Genomic DNA, 16755 nt, shown 5'->3' on the forward strand with positions numbered 1-16755 from the left:
GCAGGGTCAGGTAGGAGTCACAGGGTCCGTGGCGGTAGCCTCAGGGCCCGTGTCCACCCCTACCGCCGCAGGCGGCGCGGTCGCAGCGATCAGGCCCCGGCACGTCGTGCCGGTCAGCCTCGCCGACCTCGCGAACGTCGCCCACGCACAGCTCCCGGCATCGTCGCCGGTGAGCGTGACCGGCGTATCCCTCGACTCGCGGTCCATCCTTCCCGGCGACCTGTACGCCGCGATGCCCGGTGCGGTCACGCACGGTGCGGAGTTCGTCGCGAAAGCCCAGCAGGCGGGCGCCGTCGCCGTACTGACCGACCCGGCCGGCGCCGGGCGCGCCGCGGCCGGCGGGCTGCCGGTGCTGGTCGTCGACCGGCCGCGCAGTGTGCTCGGAGCGGTCGCCTCCCGGATCTACGGCGAGCCGACCAGCGAGCTCCGGCTGCTCGGGGTGACGGGCACCAACGGCAAGACCACCACGAGCTTCCTGCTGGATTCGGTCCTGCGGCAGCTCGGACCGTCGGCCCTGATCGGGACGATTCAAACGCGTGTCGGCGACGAGGTCGTGAAGAGCGTCCGGACCACTCCGGAGGCGACCGACCTGCAGGCTCTGTTCGCGGTGATGCGCGAGCGGGCGGTCGCGTGGTGTGCGATGGAGGTGTCGAGCCACGCGCTGGCATTGGGCCGGGTCGACGGCGCGCGGTTCGCGGTCGCCGGGTTCCTGAACCTGACGCAGGACCACCTCGACTTCCACAAGACGTTCGAGGAGTACTTCCAGGCGAAGGCCTCGTTGTTCACCCCGGAGCGGTGTGATGTCGCGGTGGTGACGATCGACGACGAGTACGGGCGCCGGCTGGCGGCGCAGACCGTCGTACCGCTGGTCACCGTGTCGGCGACGGGTGCCGCGGACTGGACCGTCGCGCACCGGCACCGCTCGGAGCACGGCACGACGGTGCTGGACATCCAGGGGCCGGGGGAGACGGTGACGGTCGAGATCGGGCTGCCGGGCGACTTCAACGTGGCGAACGCGCTGCTCGCGACCGCGATGCTGCGGCAGCTCGACGTCCCCGCCGAGGCGATCGCGGCCGGGCTGCGGACCGCGACCGTGCCGGGCCGGATGGAGATGTTCACCCGGGAGGACGGGCTGGCGGTGATCGTGGACTACGCGCACACGCCGGACGCGGTCGCGCTGGCGCTGCGGGCCGCCCGTGGCGCGACCAAGGGCCGGTTGTTCGCGGTCCTCGGCTGCGGCGGCGACCGGGACCCGTGGAAGCGGCCCGCGATGGGCGCCGAGGCGGCGAAGGCGGCGGACGTGGTGATCGTCACCGACGACAACCCGCGCGGCGAGGACCCGGCCGCGATCCGCGCCGCCGCGCTCGCGGGCGCCCGGAACGCCGTACCGAACGTCGACCTGCACGAGATCGGGGACCGCCGGCAGGCGATCGCGTCGGCGATCGGGCTGGCCGGACCGGGTGACACCGTGGTCGTTCTCGGCAAGGGTCATGAGACAGGCCAGGACGTCGGCGGTGTGATCCACCCGTTCGACGACCGCGAAACCGTGCGTGAGCTGTTGGAGGCAGATCGGTGATCCCTGTCAGTTGCGGCGAGATCGCCGACGTCGTCCGCGGCGAGCTGGTGGGGGCCGACCCCGCCGCGGTCGTGGACGGCGCGGTCACGATCGACTCGCGGGAGGCCGGCCCGGGCGGGCTGTTCGTCGCGCTGCCCGGCGAGCGCGTCGACGGCCACGACTTCGTCGGTACGGCGACCGCGGCCGGCGTCACGGTCTCGCTGACCACCCGCCCGGTGGACGGCAGCCCGTGCATCGTCGTCGACGACGCGGAGCGCGCGCTCGGCGACCTGGCCCGGCTGGTGGTCGGCCGGCTGCCGGACCTGACCGTGATCGCGCTGACCGGGTCGACCGGCAAGACCAGCACCAAGGACCTGATCGGCCAGCTGATCCGCCCGTACGGCGAGACGGTGTGCCCGGAGGGCTCGTTCAACAACGAGCTCGGCCACCCGCTGACCGCGCTGCACGCGACGCCGGCCACGAAGTACCTGGTCGCCGAGATGGGCGCCCGGCACACCGGCGACATCACCTACCTGTCCGGCATCACGCCGCCGGCGGTCGGCCTGGTGCTGAACGTCGGTACGTCGCACCTCGGCGAGTTCGGGTCCCAGGACAACATCGCGATCGCCAAGGGCGAGCTGATCGAGGCCGTGAAGCCCGGCGGTACGGCGGTGCTGAACGCCGACGACCATCGGGTGGCCGCGATGCGGAGCCGGACGCAGGAGAAGGTGCTGACCTTCGGCGAGGCGAACGAGGCGGACGTCCGCGCCACCGACGTGAAGGTCGACGGCGAGGGCAGGCCGGCGTTCACGCTGCACATCGACGACTTCAGCGGTGCCGTACAGCTGCAACTGATCGGTGAGCACTACGTCTCCAACGCGCTCGCCGCCGCGGCGGTCGCGCTGGCGGTCGGGCTGACGCCGGAGCAGATCGCCGACGGGCTGAGCGCCGCGCAGCGGGTGTCCGCCGCGCGGATGGAGCTGACCGAGCGGGCCGACGGCGTGACGATCATCAACGACGCGTTCAACGCGAACCCGGACTCGACCCGTGCCGCGCTCAAGTCGCTGGTCGCGATCGGCCGGTCCCGGGGCGCGCGGACCTGGGCGGTGCTCGGCGAGATGCTCGAGCTCGGCGACACCTCGGGCGCCGAGCACGACGCGATCGGCCGGCTGGCCGTCCGGCTGGACGTGAACCGGCTGGTCGTGGTCGGCGCGGGCGCGAAGCCGATGCACCTCGGCGCCTCGCTGGAAGGCTCGTGGGGCAACGAGTCCACGTTCGTCGAGACCATCGATGAGGCGCTGGAGCTGCTGCGCGCCGAGCTGCGCGCGGGTGACGTGGTCCTGGTGAAGTCCTCGAAGGCGGCCAAACTCCGCAGCCTCGCAGACGCCCTGGTGGAGGCACAGCAGTGATCTCGATCCTGTTCGGCGGCGCCGTCTCGATGGTGCTGACCCTGATCGGCACCCGCTGGGCGATCAAGTGGCTGGCCAAGCGCGGCTACGGCCAGGAGATCCGCGACGACGGCCTCAAGTCACACATGATCAAACGCGGTACGCCGACCATGGGCGGCACCGTGTTCATCGCGGCCACCATCGTCGGGTACTTCTCCGCGAAGGTGTTCGTGATGATCACCACCGGCAACGGCAGCGGCCCGAGCGCCTCGGCGCTGCTGGTGCTGTTCCTGTTCGCGGGCATGGGCGCGGTCGGGTTCCTGGACGACTTCATCAAGATCTTCCGGCAGCGCAGCCTCGGCCTGCGCAGCAAGGCGAAACTGGCCGGCCAGACGCTGGTCGCGGTGATCTTCGCGGTGCTCGCGCTGCAGTTCCCCGACGACCGCGGGCAGCGGCCGGCGTCGCCGTTCATCTCGTTCATCCGGGACATCGGCTGGCTGGAGCTGCCGGCCATCCTGGTGATCATCTGGGTCCTGCTGCTGATCGCGGGGATGTCCAACGGTGTGAACCTCGCGGACGGCCTGGACGGCCTGGCCACGGGCGCGTCGATGATGGTGTTCGGCGCCTACACGCTGATCTGCATCTGGCAGTTCAACCAGAGCTGCGCGACCGAGCGCGGCGTCGGCGCCAAGTGTTACGAGGTCCGGGATCCACGCGACCTCGCGGTCGTGGCGGCGTGTCTGACCGGTGCGCTGTTCGGGTTCCTCTGGTGGAACGCGTCGCCCGCGAAGATCTTCATGGGCGACACCGGCTCGCTGTCCCTCGGTGGCGCGCTCGCGGGGATGGCCGTGATGACCCGCACCGAGCTGCTGGTGCTGGTGCTCGGCGGCCTGTTCGTCGTCATCACCGCGTCGGTGATCCTGCAGGTCGGCTACTTCAAGATCACCAAACAGGCGACCGGCGTCGGGAAACGGCTGTTCCTGATCGCGCCTCTGCATCACCACTTCGAGATGCTCGGCTGGGAACAGGTCAACGTGGTGATCCGGTTCTGGATCATCCAGGGCCTGTGTGTGGTGATCGGCTTGGGCATCTTCTACGCAGAGTGGGTGACCGGATGAAGACCCGTACTGACGCAGGCTGGGACACGACGCGGTTCGTCGTACTCGGCTTCGGTACCGCGGGCTACGCCTGCGCCGACTCACTGCTCCAGGCCGGCGCGGAGCACCTCGTCGTACTGGACGACCGGGACACCGAGGCGCTGCGCGAGAAGGCGCGGATCCTGGAGACCCTCGGCGCCACGATCACGCTCGGCCCGGGCAGCACGCAGGAGCTGCCGAAGGACGTCGACGTCGTCGTGACGTCTCCCGGCGTACCGCCGCACGCGCCGCTGCTCGCGCAGGCGGCCGAGCGCGACGTACCGATCTGGAGCGAGATCGAGCTCGCCTGGCGGCTCCGGGACCCGGCGAACGCCGCGCCCTGGCTGTGCATCACCGGCACCAACGGCAAGACCACGACCGTGCAGATGCTGACCGCGATGCTGCGGGCGGCCGGCCACCGGGCCGTTGCCGCGGGCAACGTCGGGCTGCCGCTGCTCGAGGCCGTGATGGACCCCGAGCCGTACGACGTGATCGCGGTCGAGCTGTCGTCGTACCAGCTGCACTTCACGCACTCGATGTCGGCGCACTCGGCGGCCGTGCTGAACATCGCCCCGGACCACGTCGACTGGCACGGCTCGCTCGAGGCGTACGCCGCGGACAAGGGCCGGATCTTCGAGAACTGCCAGGTCGCGTGCGTGTACAACGTCGCCGACCCGGCCACCGAGCGCCTGGTCGAGGAGGCCGACGTGATCGAGGGCTGCCGCGCGATCGGCTTCACCCTCGGTACGCCGGGGCTCTCGATGCTCGGCCTCGTCGACGACCTGCTCGTCGACCGTGCGTTCGTGGAGCAGCGCAAGACGTCCGCGCTCGAGCTGGCGTCGATCGACGACATCACGCCGCCCGCGCCGCACAACGTCGCGAACGCGCTGGCGGCGGCCGCACTGGCCCGCGCGTTCGGCGTACCGGCGACGGCTGTCCGGGACGCGCTGCGCGGGTTCCGGCCGGACGCGCACCGGATCGCGCATGTCGCGGACGTTGCCGGGGTCAACTATGTCGACGACTCGAAGGCCACCAACCCGCACGCCGCACAGGCCTCGCTGCTCGCGTACGAGCACGTGGTGTGGATCGCCGGCGGTCAGGCCAAAGGCGCCACGTTCGACGACCTCGTGATCGCAGCCCGCCAACGTTTGCGTGCCGTCGTACTCCTCGGCCAGGACAAGGCGGTGATCGCCGAAGCTCTCGAGCGACACGCACCGGATGTCCCGAGGATCGTCGTCGAGTCAACGGACACTGGAGCCATGGAGACCGTGGTGGGGGAGGCGGCGAAGCTCGCACAGGTGGGTGACACCGTGCTGCTCGCTCCCGGCTGCGCGTCCTGGGACATGTTCGCCAACTACGGAGCCCGCGGCGACGCCTTCGCCGAAGCCGTACGCCGACTGGGGTGATCGTGTGACGTCGGTCGCGGACCAGCAGGAGGACCGCAAGAGCAGCGAACGCCCGTGGATCGCCGCGATCCGGGAGGTCCTCGACCGGCCGCTCACGTCGTACCACATCGTGCTCGGCGCGACCGGGCTGCTGCTGGTGCTCGGGCTGATGATGGTGCTGTCGGCGTCCAGCGTGCTGTCGTTCCGCGTGTACGGGAGCAGCTACACGATCTTCACCCGGCAGCTGATCTGGGTCGCCGTCGGCCTCCCGATGGCGTACGTCGCCTCCCGGATGACGCCGCGGCACTTCCGGATGCTCGCGTACGTCGCGCTGCTCGGCTCGACGTTCCTGCTGGTGCTGACGTTCGTCCCGGGCCTCGGCGTCGGCGTGAACGGCAACACGAACTGGCTGCGCCTCGGCGGGCCGCTGCAGATCCAGCCGAGCGAGTTCGCGAAGCTCGCGATGGTGATGTGGTGCGCGGACCTGTACGCCCGCAAGGAGAAGCTGCTCACCCAGTGGAAGCACCTGCTGGTCCCGATGGTCCCGGTCTGCGGCCTGGTGATCGCGCTCGTGGTCGGTCAGCACGACCTCGGTACGGCGCTGGTCCTGATGGCCGTGATGATCGGCATGATCTGGGTCGTCGGCGCACCCACCCGGCTGTTCGTCGCGACGATCGGCGTGGTCGGGCTGGTGGCGACGTACTTCGTCAACGCGGAGCGGTACCGGATGCAGCGCGTGACGTCGTTCCTGGACCCGTTCGGCGACCCGTCCGGGGTCGGCTGGCAGGCGTACCACTCGTTCTACGCGCTCTCGACCGGCGGCTGGTGGGGTGTCGGGATCGGCAACAGCCGGCAGAAGTGGGGCAACCTGCCCGAGGCGCACACCGACTTCATCTTCTCGGTGATCGGCGAGGAACTCGGCCTGGTCGGTTCGCTGACCGTGCTCGCGCTGTTCCTGCTGCTGGCCTACGCCGGCGTCCGGATCGCGACCCGGAACACCCAGCCGTTCGTCCGGTACGCCGCCGCGGGGATCACCGTCTGGATCATGGCGCAGACCGTGGTCAACCTCGGCGCCGTGATCGGACTGCTACCCATCGTGGGTATCCCGCTCCCGCTTTTGTCGTACGGTGGTTCCGCACTGCTGCCGACGCTGATCGCGGTCGGCATGCTGCTGTCCTTCGCGAAGGCCGAGCCCGGCGCGCAGGCCGCCCTGAAAGAAACCCGGCGACCTCGTTTCGGCTGGTTGTCTTCGCGGCGTATGTCAAACAAGTGAACCCCGCGGGAGCGTTGAAAGCTGTGCCCAGCATCGTTCTGGCCGGTGGCGGTAGCGCCGGTCACACCTCACCCCTGATCGCCACGGCGGACGCTCTGCGCCGGATCGACCCGACCATCGAGATCCTCGCCCTCGGGACCGAGCGCGGCCTGGAGACCCGGGTGGTGCCCGAGGCCGGGTACCGGCTGGAGCTGATCCCGCCGGTGCCGCTGCCGCGGAAGCCCACGCCCGCGCTGTTCGCCGTACCGGGCAAGATGCTCGCCTCGGTGAGCGCCGCCCGGAAGGTCCTCGACGAGGCCAAGGCGGACGTCCTGGTCGGCTTCGGCGGCTACGTGTCGACCCCGGCGTACGTCGCCGCCTGGCGGCGGAAGACCCCGATCGTCGTGCACGAGGGCAACGCGGTGCCGGGGATCGCGAACAAGTTCGCCGCCAAATACTGCACCCAGAACGTGAAGACCTCGTTCCCGGGCTCCGAGCTGCCGCACGCGGAGTACGTCGGGCTGCCGATCCGGCGGGCGATCTCGACGCTGGACCGGGCCGCGCGGCGGGCCGAGGCGCGGCAGTTCTTCGGGCTGCACCCGGACGCGCCGACGCTGTTCGTGACCGGTGGATCACAGGGCGCGCAGCGGATCAACGAGTCCGTCTCCGGCGCCGCCGCGGACCTGCAGGCGGCCGGCATCCAGGTGCTGCACGCGATTGGCCCGAAGAACACCCTCGAGGTCCCGCAGACCGGCCCGCTGCCGTACGACGTGCTGAACTACGTCGACCGGATGGACCTGGCGTACGCCGCCGCGGACCTGGTGGTCTGCCGCTCGGGCGCGAACACGGTGACCGAGGTGTCCGGGGTCGGCTTGCCGGCGATCTACGTCCCGCTGCCGATCGGTAACGGTGAGCAGCGGCTGAACGCGAAGCCGGTCATCGACGCCGGCGGCGGCGTGCTGATCGACAACGCCGACCTGACCGTCGACTGGGTCCGAGCGAACGTGCCGCAACTTCTGCTGGACCGCGAGCGTCTGACAGCCATGTCCACAGCTGCGACCGGTGTCATCCGGACCGACGCCGACGACCGATTGGCGCGGATCATCCTCGATGTGGTGAGGTCTGCGTCGTGATCGTCACCGCTCCTGACACCCTGCTGCCGGCCGAGAAGCTGGGCCGGGTGCACTTCGTCGGCATCGGCGGCGCCGGGATGTCCGGGATCGCCCGGATCATGGCCGCCCGCGGGATCGAGGTGTCCGGCTCGGACGCCAAGGACGGCAAGGTGCTGGCCGCGCTCCGGGCACTCGGCGCGACCTGCTGGGTCGGGCACGAGGCCGGGCACGTGGCCGCCGTGGACACCGTGGTGGTCTCCACGGCGATCCGCGAGACCAACCCCGAGGTGGTCGCCGCCCGCGCGGCCGGGATCCCGATCCTGCCGCGGGCCGCGGCACTGGCCTCGGTCATGGTCGGCCGCCGCACGATCGCGGTCGCCGGGACACACGGCAAGACCACCACCACGTCGATGCTCACGGTCGCGCTGCAGCACTGCGGCGCCGACCCGTCGTACGCGATAGGTGGGAACCTCAACGAGTCCGGGTCGAACGCGCACGACGGCAACGGCGACCTGTTCGTCGCCGAGGCCGACGAGTCGGACAAGTCGTTCCTGACCTACTCGCCCGAGGTGTCGATCGTCACGTCGGTCGAGCCGGACCACCTGGACAACTACGGCGACGAGGCCAGCTACCGGCGGGCGTTCGAGGAGTTCTGCGCGCGGGTGCTGCCCGGCGGGTTCATGGTGATCTGCCAGGACGACGCGGGCGCGCGGCGGTTGGCGACGTACGCGCGGGACCGCGGGATCGACGTACGGACGTACGGCGAGTCCGAGCACGCGGACCTGCGGGTGACCGAACTCACGGCGACCGGGGCGACGCAGTCGTTCGTGCCGGTGTACCACGGGCGGAAGCTGCCGGTGGTGAACCTGCAGCAGGCCGGCAAGCACAACGCGCTGAACGCGTCCGCCGCCCTCAGCGCGGGCCTCGGGCTCGGGTTCTCCGCGGCCGACCTGGCCGAGGGGCTGGCCGCGTTCACCGGGACCGGCCGGCGGTTCGAGTTCAAGGGGCTCGAGGACGGCGTCCGGGTGTTCGACTCGTACGCGCACCACCCGACCGAGTTGGCCGTCGACCTGACCGCGGCCCGCCAGGTGGCGGGGGAGGGCCGCGTGATCGCGTGCTTCCAGCCGCACCTGTTCAGCCGGACGCGGATCTTCGCGACCGAGTTCTCCGAGGCGCTGGCGCTGGCCGACGAGGTCGTGGTGATGGACATCTTCGCGGCCCGCGAGGACCCGGAGCCCGGCGTCACCGGCGCGCTGATCGCGAACCACGTGCCGCTGAAGCCGGACCAGGTCCGGTTCGAGCCGTCCTGGTCCGCCGTACCGCAGCTGGTCGCCGACCTGGCCGAGCCGGGCGACCTGGTGGTCACGCTCGGGGCCGGCGATGTGACGCTGATCGGCCCGGAAGTCGTTGGTCTGCTGGCCGAACGCAGCGCTACCCGCGAGCCTGCGCCGGAGCCCGTCACCCCTGTGGTTTCGTAAAAGGGTGGGGTTTCTTGTATGACCCAGAGCGTCGACCTCGCTCGGGCGGAGCAGCGGTTCGCGCGTCGGCTACGGCTGGTGCGCAGGCGTAGCTGGTTGCCCTGGGCCATCGGCGGCGGGCTGGTCGTGCTGGCCGGCCTGATCGTCTGGCTGTTCTACTTCTCCTCCGCGTTCGCGGTCTCCGGGGTCCGGATCAGCGGTGCCGACACGGTGCCGGTGGCAACGATCGAGCAGACCGCGGCGGCCCCGATCGGCACCCCGCTGGCGAAGGTGGACCTGCGGGCGATCGCGGACCGGGTGCGGACCATCCCGGCGGTCGCGGACGCCCAGGTGACCCGGGCTTGGCCGCGGAAGATCGTGATCGTGGTCACCGAACGGGTCCCGGTCGTGGTGGTCACCGACGGCTCGCGGTACGAGCTGGTGGACGCCACGGGTACGTCGTACCGGACGGTGCCGGACCGGCCGGCCGGGCTGCCGGAGGCGCGGGTCACCGGGGTCCGGCGGGACGTCACCGTGCACTCGGTGGTGACGGTCTCGGCGGCACTGCCGGAAGCCCTGCGGAGCCAGGTGGGATCGATCACGGCGACGTCGCCGGACTCGATCACGCTGAACCTCAGCTCCGGGGTGAAGGTCGTTTGGGGTAGTTCCGATGACAGTGCGCGCAAGGCGGAGGTACTCAGCGTGCTGATGAAGCGGGACGCGAAGGTGTACGACGTCTCGGCGCCCGATCTCCCTGTCACCAAAGGGGAAAAACGGTGACGGCGCACTCGGCATCTCATGTGCGGCGAGGCGCGTGGACTTTGGCGGGAAGCGTCCCGTAGCGTTCCGCGTAATCTAAAGTTGACATAAGTCTAAGCATCCACTTGAGGTTCAGTCTTTTCGCTGGACAACGGGAAACGAACGAGGCGAGAGGCGCGGACGTGGCGGCACCGCAGAACTACCTGGCACTCATCAAGGTCGTCGGCATCGGCGGAGGCGGCGTGAATGCCGTCAACCGGATGATCGAGCACGGTCTGAAGGGCGTTGAGTTCATCGCCATCAACACCGACGCCCAGGCGTTGCTGATGAGCGACGCGGACGTCAAGCTCGACATCGGCCGGGAGGAGACCCGCGGCCTCGGCGCCGGGGCGAACCCGGCGATCGGGCAGAAGGCCGCGGAGGACCACGCCGAGGAGATCGAGGAGGCGCTCAAGGGCGCCGACATGGTCTTCGTCACGGCCGGCGAGGGCGGCGGCACCGGTACCGGCGGCGCGCCCGTGGTGGCGCGGATCGCCCGGTCGCTGGGCGCGCTGACCATCGGTGTGGTGACCCGGCCGTTCTCCTTCGAGGGCAAGCGCCGCGCGACCCAGGCCGAGGACGGCATCGCCACCCTCCGCGAGGAGGTCGACACGCTGATCGTGATTCCGAACGACCGGCTGCTGACGATCTCCGACCGCGCCGTGTCCGTCCTGGACGCGTTCAAGCAGGCCGACCAGGTGCTGCTGCAGGGTGTTTCCGGCATCACCGACCTGATCACCACCCCGGGTCTGATCAACGTGGACTTCGCCGACGTCAAGGCGGTCATGTCGAACGCCGGCTCCGCGCTGATGGGCATCGGCTCGTCCCGCGGCGAGGACCGCGCGGTGGCGGCCGCTGAGGCGGCCATCTCGTCTCCGTTGCTGGAGGCAAGCATCGAGGGCGCGCACGGCGTGCTGCTGTCGATCGCGGGCGGCTCCGACCTCGGGCTGTTCGAGATCAACGAGGCCGCGCAGCTGGTGTCGGAGTCCGCGCACTCGGACGCGAACATCATCTTCGGCGCGGTGATCGACGACGCACTCGGCGACGAGGTCCGGGTCACGGTGATCGCGGCCGGCTTCGACGGCGGCATGCCGAAGCGCCGCGAACAGGCCATGAACCAGGCCCGGCCGCAGTCCTCCCGCCCGGCGAACCAGAACTACTCGCAGCCGATGACGGTCTCCAACCCGACCCAGACCCCGCCCCCACCCGCCAACCAGCAAGGCGGCTTCGGCCAGCAGAGCGGCTTTGGCCAGCAGGGCGGTGGCCAGGCAGGCACCGGTCAGGGCGGCTTCAGCCAGTCCGGCTCGGGCCAGGCAGGCGCGGGACAAGCGGGTGCGGGGCAGGGCGGCTTCACTCAGGCCGGCAACCCCGCCCAGGGCCAGCCGGGTTCCGCCGCTCAGCAACAAGTCCCTGGTCAGCAGTCCGGTCAGCCGCAGGCGGCACCTTCGTCCACCCCGCAGACCGACGACACCGTCCCGGTCCCGGCCCCGACGGAGCCCCGCACCGGCACCACGAACTCCGCCCGCCCGCAAGCAGGCGACGGAGTACGCACGGTCCAGTCCGGCCAGTCGCCGCACACCCCGGCCTCCCCGTCGACCCAGCACTCCTGGCCGACCAACGGCCCGAGCACCGCGACGGGCGGCTCCACCTCGCAGACCCCGAAGCCGAAGAAGCAGGAGCCCGAGGAAGACCTCGACATCCCCGACTTCCTCAAGTAATCCCGGGGCCTCACCCCCCGGCCTGGCGCGGCCGGTACACCGACACCACGACGCCGTACCGCGCCTCGTCCGGTCCGGCGTCGCTCAACCCGTCGACCAGTTCGCTCAGGGTCGCGCCGAGTTCTTCGGCCTGGGCTGCCGTCAATCGCAGGTTCCGCACCGTGAACAGCGGATCGCCGTCGGCCGTCTCCAGATCGGCCGCGACCGCCTGCAGCGCAACGGTGTTGTTGGCCCGCGCACCCTCACCAGTGAACCCGAACCGCCGCACGGACCGCCGGTAGTACTGCTCGGTCCCACCCCGCACCTGCCGGGTCTCGGCCACATGCACCATCCCGGCATCGCGCAGCACGCCCAGATGATGCGCCACGTTGCCTTTCGCCGTCCCGAGCGCAGCCGCCAGCTGGCTGATCGTCGCCGCTTCCTGCCCGAGCGCGAACAGCAGCCGGTGCCGCAACGGGTGTCCGAGCGCCTTGAACTGCGCGGCGCTCGACACCTCCAGGTGATCGATGATCTCAGCCATGAATCAAGCGTCGAGATTTCTTGACGCTTTGTCAATCCGGATGCTCTACTCCTGCCATGGAAACCGAAGAGATCAGGTCCGTCCTCGGCCGCCTGGGTGCGTTGGTCGGCGAGCACTACGTCTTCCCGGAGGTCGGCACCGAGGTCGCGGCCCGGCTCGCGGCAGCGGTCGGCGACGGCGCGTACGACGAACTCCGCACCCCGGAGGCACTCGCCGAACGCGTCACCGCCGACCTCCAGCAGGGCAATCGCGACAAGCATCTGCGGCTCGTGTTCCGTCGCGACGGGCTGCCGGACGAGACCGACCCGGTGGCGGAGGAGGCGCACTGGCGCCGCCGGGCCGCCCTCGACGCCGGCGGGATGGCCCGCGTCGAACGGCTCGACGGCAACATCGGACTGCTCGAGATCCGGCCGCTGCTGTATCCGCCCGAGCACGCCGCCGCGGCGGTCACGGCCGCGCTGTCGCTGCTGGCGTCGACCGACGCGCTGATCCTCGACCTGCGCCGTTGCCTCGGCGGATCGCCCGACCAGGTCGCGTTCGTCTGCGGTTACCTGTTCGACTCCGCAGAGCCGATCCACCTGCAGGACCTGGTCACGCGGGCCGACGGTACGACGCGCCAGTTCTGGACACCGGCGTACGTCCCGGGTCCGCGGTACGACGGCAGCAAGCCGATCTGGGTGCTGACGAGTACGTCGACGTTCTCGGGCGGCGAGGAACTGGCGTACAACCTGCAGCAGTTCCAGCGCGGGGTCGTCGTGGGGGAGCGGACCGCCGGAGGTGCGCACCCGCGCCGCGGCTTCAAGCTGCACGAACAGCTCGAGGCCTCGGTGCCGGTGGCGCGCTCGGTCAACCAGGTCTCCGGGACGAACTGGGAAGGTACGGGCGTCGCTCCTGACGTCGAGGTCCCGGCCGCGCAGGCGTTCGACGAGGCGTACCGCCGCGCGGCCGAGCACGCTGTCGGGGTCGCCGCTGGGTAATCTTCAGTCGTGTTCGGCTACGACGAGGTTCTCTCCGCCGCCCGGGTCGCGTTCACCGATCGGTACGGCGGCGCCAGCAAACCGCCGTACGGCGAGTTCAATCTCGGCACCGCGGCCGGACCGGACGTCGACGGCGTGCGCGCGAACTTCCGGCAGGTCGCGACCGAGTTCGGCGTACCCGTCGAGCACGTGGTCGTCCTCCATCAGGTGCACGGCCGCGACGTCCACGTCGTCCGTCCGGGTGACGAGTTGCCGCTGAGCCCGTCGCCGAAGGCGGACGGCCTGGTCACCACCCGCACCGACGTCGTCCTCGCGGTCCGCGCCGCCGACTGCCTTCCCGTGCTGCTCTCCGCCGACGGCGTGATCGGCGCCGCACACTCCGGCCGCAAGGGCATGTACGTCGGCGTCGTCCCGGCGACCGTCGACGCGATGCGTGAGCTCGGCGCCGGGCGGATCACCGCCGTTCTCGGGCCGTACGCCTGCGGCCGGTGCTACGAAGTACCCGAGGAGATGCGGGCCGAGGTCGCCGCGCAGGTGCCGGCGTCGTACTCCGAGACGAGCTGGGGGACGCCCGCGCTGGACGTCGCGGCCGGCGTACGGGCGCAACTGGCCGCGCTCGACGTCGAGGTGGTCGACGCGACCGCCTGCACGATCGAGTCCGAGAGCCTGTACTCGTACCGCCGCGAAGGTCCGGAGAGCGGCCGGATGGCGGGCCTGATCAAGCTGGTCTCGGCGTGAGCCGCGCCGACGAGCTCCGGCTGAACCTGGAGCAGGTGCGGGAACGGATCGAGAAGGCCTGTCAGGCGGCCGGGAGGGCCCGGGACGAGGTGACCCTTGTCGCGATCACCAAAACCTTCCCAGTCAGCGACGTACGGGCGCTGGCGGACCTCGGGATCACCGACGTCGGGGAGAACCGCGAGCAGGAACTGAAGGAGAAGGCGCCGGACTGCCCGGACCTCGCCTGGCACTTCGTCGGGCAGCTGCAGTCGAAGAAGTCACGCTCGGTGGTGCGGTACGCGTCGGTGGTGCACTCGGTCGACCGTCCGGCACTCGTCGACGCGCTCTCGAAGGCCGCGGTCGCCGAGCGGAAGCCGGTGCGGTGCCTGATCCAGGTGAGCCTGGCGGCGTACGGGTCCGCGGACGCGGCGACCGGCGCGAGCCGGGGCGGGGTCGCGCCTGCCGACGTACCGGAACTGGCCGCGGTGATCGCGGCGGCCGACGGGCTCGAGCTCGGTGGGGTGATGGCGGTCGCGCCGCTCGGTGCGGAGCCGGAGAAAGCCTTTGCGGGACTGCGTGACGTAGCGTCGCGGCTACGCTCCGAACATCCTGGTGCCGACTGGATCTCCGCCGGGATGACCGGCGATCTGGAGGCCGCGATCAAGCAGGGTGCGACACACGTTCGGCTCGGGCGCGCATTACTCGGTACGCGGTCTCCACTGGGTTAGTGTCGACATCGAGCGGGTTTCGCTTCCTGCTCACTGTTGTCGTCGAACCGGATCGAGGTGCTGAGGGGCCATGAGCGGCGCACTGCGCAAGATGGGTGTGTACCTCGGCTTGGTCGAGGACGGGGAGCGCTACAACGCCCGTTATGACGACACGTACGACGACGAGTACGACGAAGAGTTGGACGAGGCAGTCGACGGGGACTCCCAGGAAACCGTGCCGGTGGCTGCCGGCCGGGAGAGCCGCGAGACCCGGGAGCACCGCGAGGAGCGTCCGGAGCCGAGCGGTGCCACGGTCAGCAAGTTCCCAGACCGGCGCGGGGTCGCGCCGTCCCCGGAGGTTACCGAGTTGGCCCGCATCACCACCGTGCACCCGCGCAGCTATAACGAAGCGCGCGTCATCGGTGAGCACTTCCGCGACGGCACGCCCGTCATCATGAACCTGACCGAGATGGATCACTCCGACGCGAAGCGGCTCGTGGACTTCGCCGCCGGCCTGATCTTCTGCTGCCGGGGCTCGATCGAGCGGATCACCACCAAGGTGTTCCTGGTCTGCCCGCCGAACGTCACGGTCGCCGCCGAGGAGAAGGAGAAGATCGCCGCGGACGGGTTCTACAACCAGAGCTGAGGCTCTGGTTCGCGACCACGCTTTCGGCGTCTTCTACACTCGTCTTCGACATGAATGCTCTAGCTCTCGTCCTCATCGTTCTGTACTGGGTGCTGCTCGCCTTCTTCCTGGTGCTGGTGGCCAGGTTCGTCCTCGGCCTGATCGTGATGTTCGCGCCGCAGTGGCACCCGAAGGGGCCGTTGCTGCTGCTGTTCGAGCTGATCTACTCGATCACGGACCCGTTCCTGAAGCCGTTGCGGCGGATCCTGCCGCCGATCGGGGCCGGTGGTGTGCGGATCGATCTGTCCACCTTGATGCTGTTCGTGATCGTCTCGGTGGCGATGGCCATCAACTCGACGGCCCTTCGATCGTTGTAAGGGTGAGACCGCGAGGAGTGGGTAGATAGAGCCCGGATTCCGTTCTAAGACAACGAAGCGATAACGTGATCTACTGAGTCGCCAAGGCGAGACCACGGGGACTCCGCCAAGACACAGACAAACGAGGTGAAAGATGCCGCTGACGCCGGATGACGTCCGCTCGAAGCAGTTCACGCCCGTCCGACTACGGGAGGGCTACGACGTCACAGAGGTCGACTCCTTCCTCGACGAGGTGGAAGCCGAGCTCGAGCGACTTCTCGCCGAGAACGAGGAGCTGCGGGCCAAGCTCGCGGCGGCCCAGCGCGCAGGCGCGGACCAGCAGCGGCCGGTCGACCAGACCGCCGCGCTGCCGCCCGTCGTGCAGCAGCCGAAGCCCCCGGTCGTGGTCGAGAAGCCCGAGGAGAAGCCGCCGGTGGTGGCGCCTCCGACCGCGGCTGCGGCGGCAGGCACCGTCGGTGACGCCTCCAGCTCCGCGGTGCGGCTGCTGGAGATGGCCACCAAGCACTCCGACGACCTGGTCCAGGAGGCGAAGGACACCGCCGACAAGATCATCGGCGAGGCCCGCGCCAAGGCGGAGCGGCTGGAGAACGAGGCGCGCGGCAAGGCCGACCGGATGACCGGTGAGGCCCGCGCCCGCGCCGAGAAGCTCGACGGCGAGATCGCCGAGCGGCGCGCGCAGATGCTCGGCACCCTGGAGAAGCAGAAGGGTCAGCTCGAGCGCACGATCGACGACCTGCACGCGTACGAGCGGGAGTACCGCAGCCGCCTGAAGACCTACTTCACCGAGCAGCTCAAGGCGCTCGGCAACGGCGACGACACGCTCAGCCCGCGGAACGGTTTCCGTCCCGAGGCCCGCGCCCAGGCCCACGGCGGCCACGGCGTCTGAGTAGTTCCTGAGAAGAGGCGGTGCTATCCGGCGGCACCGCCTCTTCTGCATGTCCGGACCCGTTTGACTGACGGTCCCACTGCCGTGACAGCCGGTCAGGACCACCGACCCTCGCGGCGCGAGCCCGTCGGTCTGGGGCTCGCGC

At 70.2% G+C, this 16755-nt stretch carries 15 protein-coding genes and 1 pseudogene; 15 read left to right on the plus strand and 1 reads right to left on the minus strand.

The genetic code is table 11. The annotated features are described in order from the left end of the window. Positions 1–49: 49 nt before the first annotated feature. The 9 genes and pseudogenes from ACFV9C_RS20115 to ftsZ all read left to right on the plus strand — a co-directional run. A complete protein-coding gene (locus ACFV9C_RS20115; protein WP_380195604.1) occupies positions 50–1576 on the plus strand; it encodes a UDP-N-acetylmuramoyl-L-alanyl-D-glutamate--2,6-diaminopimelate ligase in 1527 nt (508 codons plus the stop codon). Then, positions 1573–2964: a UDP-N-acetylmuramoyl-tripeptide--D-alanyl-D-alanine ligase gene (gene murF, locus ACFV9C_RS20120; RefSeq protein ID WP_380195606.1), complete on the plus strand. Its 1392-nt coding sequence runs from the start codon at positions 1573–1575 to the stop codon at positions 2962–2964. The genes ACFV9C_RS20115 and murF overlap by 4 nt, the downstream gene beginning before the upstream one ends. A gap of 29 nt (positions 2965–2993) precedes the next feature. Then, a complete protein-coding gene (gene mraY / locus ACFV9C_RS20125) occupies positions 2994–4061 on the plus strand; it encodes a phospho-N-acetylmuramoyl-pentapeptide-transferase (protein WP_380196243.1) in 1068 nt (355 codons plus the stop codon). Beyond that, a complete protein-coding gene (gene murD, locus ACFV9C_RS20130; RefSeq protein WP_380195608.1) occupies positions 4058–5485 on the plus strand; it encodes a UDP-N-acetylmuramoyl-L-alanine--D-glutamate ligase in 1428 nt (475 codons plus the stop codon). Before mraY ends, murD begins: the two co-directional genes overlap by 4 nt. 4 nt (positions 5486–5489) lie before the next feature. Then, entirely contained in the window at positions 5490–6737 is a 1248-nt protein-coding gene (ftsW, locus tag ACFV9C_RS20135) for a putative lipid II flippase FtsW (RefSeq protein WP_380195610.1), read from the plus strand. A gap of 23 nt (positions 6738–6760) precedes the next feature. Continuing rightward, complete coding sequence (gene murG, locus ACFV9C_RS20140; protein ID WP_380195612.1) at positions 6761–7849, plus strand: undecaprenyldiphospho-muramoylpentapeptide beta-N-acetylglucosaminyltransferase; 1089 nt, start codon at positions 6761–6763, stop codon at positions 7847–7849. Continuing rightward, on the plus strand, positions 7846–9306 hold the full coding sequence (gene murC / locus ACFV9C_RS20145; protein WP_380195614.1) for a UDP-N-acetylmuramate--L-alanine ligase: 1461 nt from the start codon (positions 7846–7848) through the stop codon (positions 9304–9306). Before murG ends, murC begins: the two co-directional genes overlap by 4 nt. Positions 9307–9324: 18 nt before the next feature. After that, entirely contained in the window at positions 9325–10065 is a 741-nt protein-coding gene (locus ACFV9C_RS20150) for a cell division protein FtsQ/DivIB (protein WP_380195616.1), read from the plus strand. Between the two features lie 161 nt (positions 10066–10226). Continuing rightward, positions 10227–11567: pseudogene (gene ftsZ, locus ACFV9C_RS20155) on the plus strand (cell division protein FtsZ); the annotation flags it as partial. A 244-nt stretch (positions 11568–11811) separates the two neighbouring features. Here ftsZ and ACFV9C_RS20160 read toward each other — a convergent pair. Continuing rightward, positions 11812–12321 (minus strand): ArsR/SmtB family transcription factor, encoded by a 510-nt coding sequence (locus tag ACFV9C_RS20160; protein WP_380195618.1) that lies wholly within the window; start codon positions 12319–12321, stop codon positions 11812–11814. Between the two features lie 56 nt (positions 12322–12377). Here ACFV9C_RS20160 and ACFV9C_RS20165 point away from each other — a divergent pair, with 56 nt between their 5' ends. The 6 genes from ACFV9C_RS20165 (at position 12378) to ACFV9C_RS20190 (ending at position 16610) form a co-directional block, all read left to right on the plus strand. Next, the gene (locus ACFV9C_RS20165) at positions 12378–13298 is read left to right on the plus strand and encodes a S41 family peptidase (protein ID WP_380195620.1); all 921 of its coding nucleotides are present in this window, start codon (positions 12378–12380) and stop codon (positions 13296–13298) included. A gap of 9 nt (positions 13299–13307) precedes the next feature. Next, complete coding sequence (pgeF, locus tag ACFV9C_RS20170; protein ID WP_380195622.1) at positions 13308–14036, plus strand: peptidoglycan editing factor PgeF; 729 nt, start codon at positions 13308–13310, stop codon at positions 14034–14036. Continuing rightward, the gene (locus tag ACFV9C_RS20175; RefSeq protein WP_380195624.1) at positions 14033–14743 is read left to right on the plus strand and encodes a YggS family pyridoxal phosphate-dependent enzyme; all 711 of its coding nucleotides are present in this window, start codon (positions 14033–14035) and stop codon (positions 14741–14743) included. Before pgeF ends, ACFV9C_RS20175 begins: the two co-directional genes overlap by 4 nt. Positions 14744–14813: 70 nt before the next feature. Beyond that, entirely contained in the window at positions 14814–15368 is a 555-nt protein-coding gene (locus tag ACFV9C_RS20180; protein ID WP_380195626.1) for a cell division protein SepF, read from the plus strand. Between the two features lie 50 nt (positions 15369–15418). Further along, on the plus strand, positions 15419–15724 hold the full coding sequence (locus ACFV9C_RS20185) for a YggT family protein (RefSeq protein WP_325036415.1): 306 nt from the start codon (positions 15419–15421) through the stop codon (positions 15722–15724). A gap of 133 nt (positions 15725–15857) precedes the next feature. Continuing rightward, the gene (locus ACFV9C_RS20190; protein WP_380195628.1) at positions 15858–16610 is read left to right on the plus strand and encodes a DivIVA domain-containing protein; all 753 of its coding nucleotides are present in this window, start codon (positions 15858–15860) and stop codon (positions 16608–16610) included. Positions 16611–16755: the final 145 nt, after the last annotated feature.

The organism is Kribbella sp. NPDC059898, from assembly GCF_042730855.1.
GTDB lineage: Bacteria > Actinomycetota > Actinomycetes > Propionibacteriales > Kribbellaceae > Kribbella.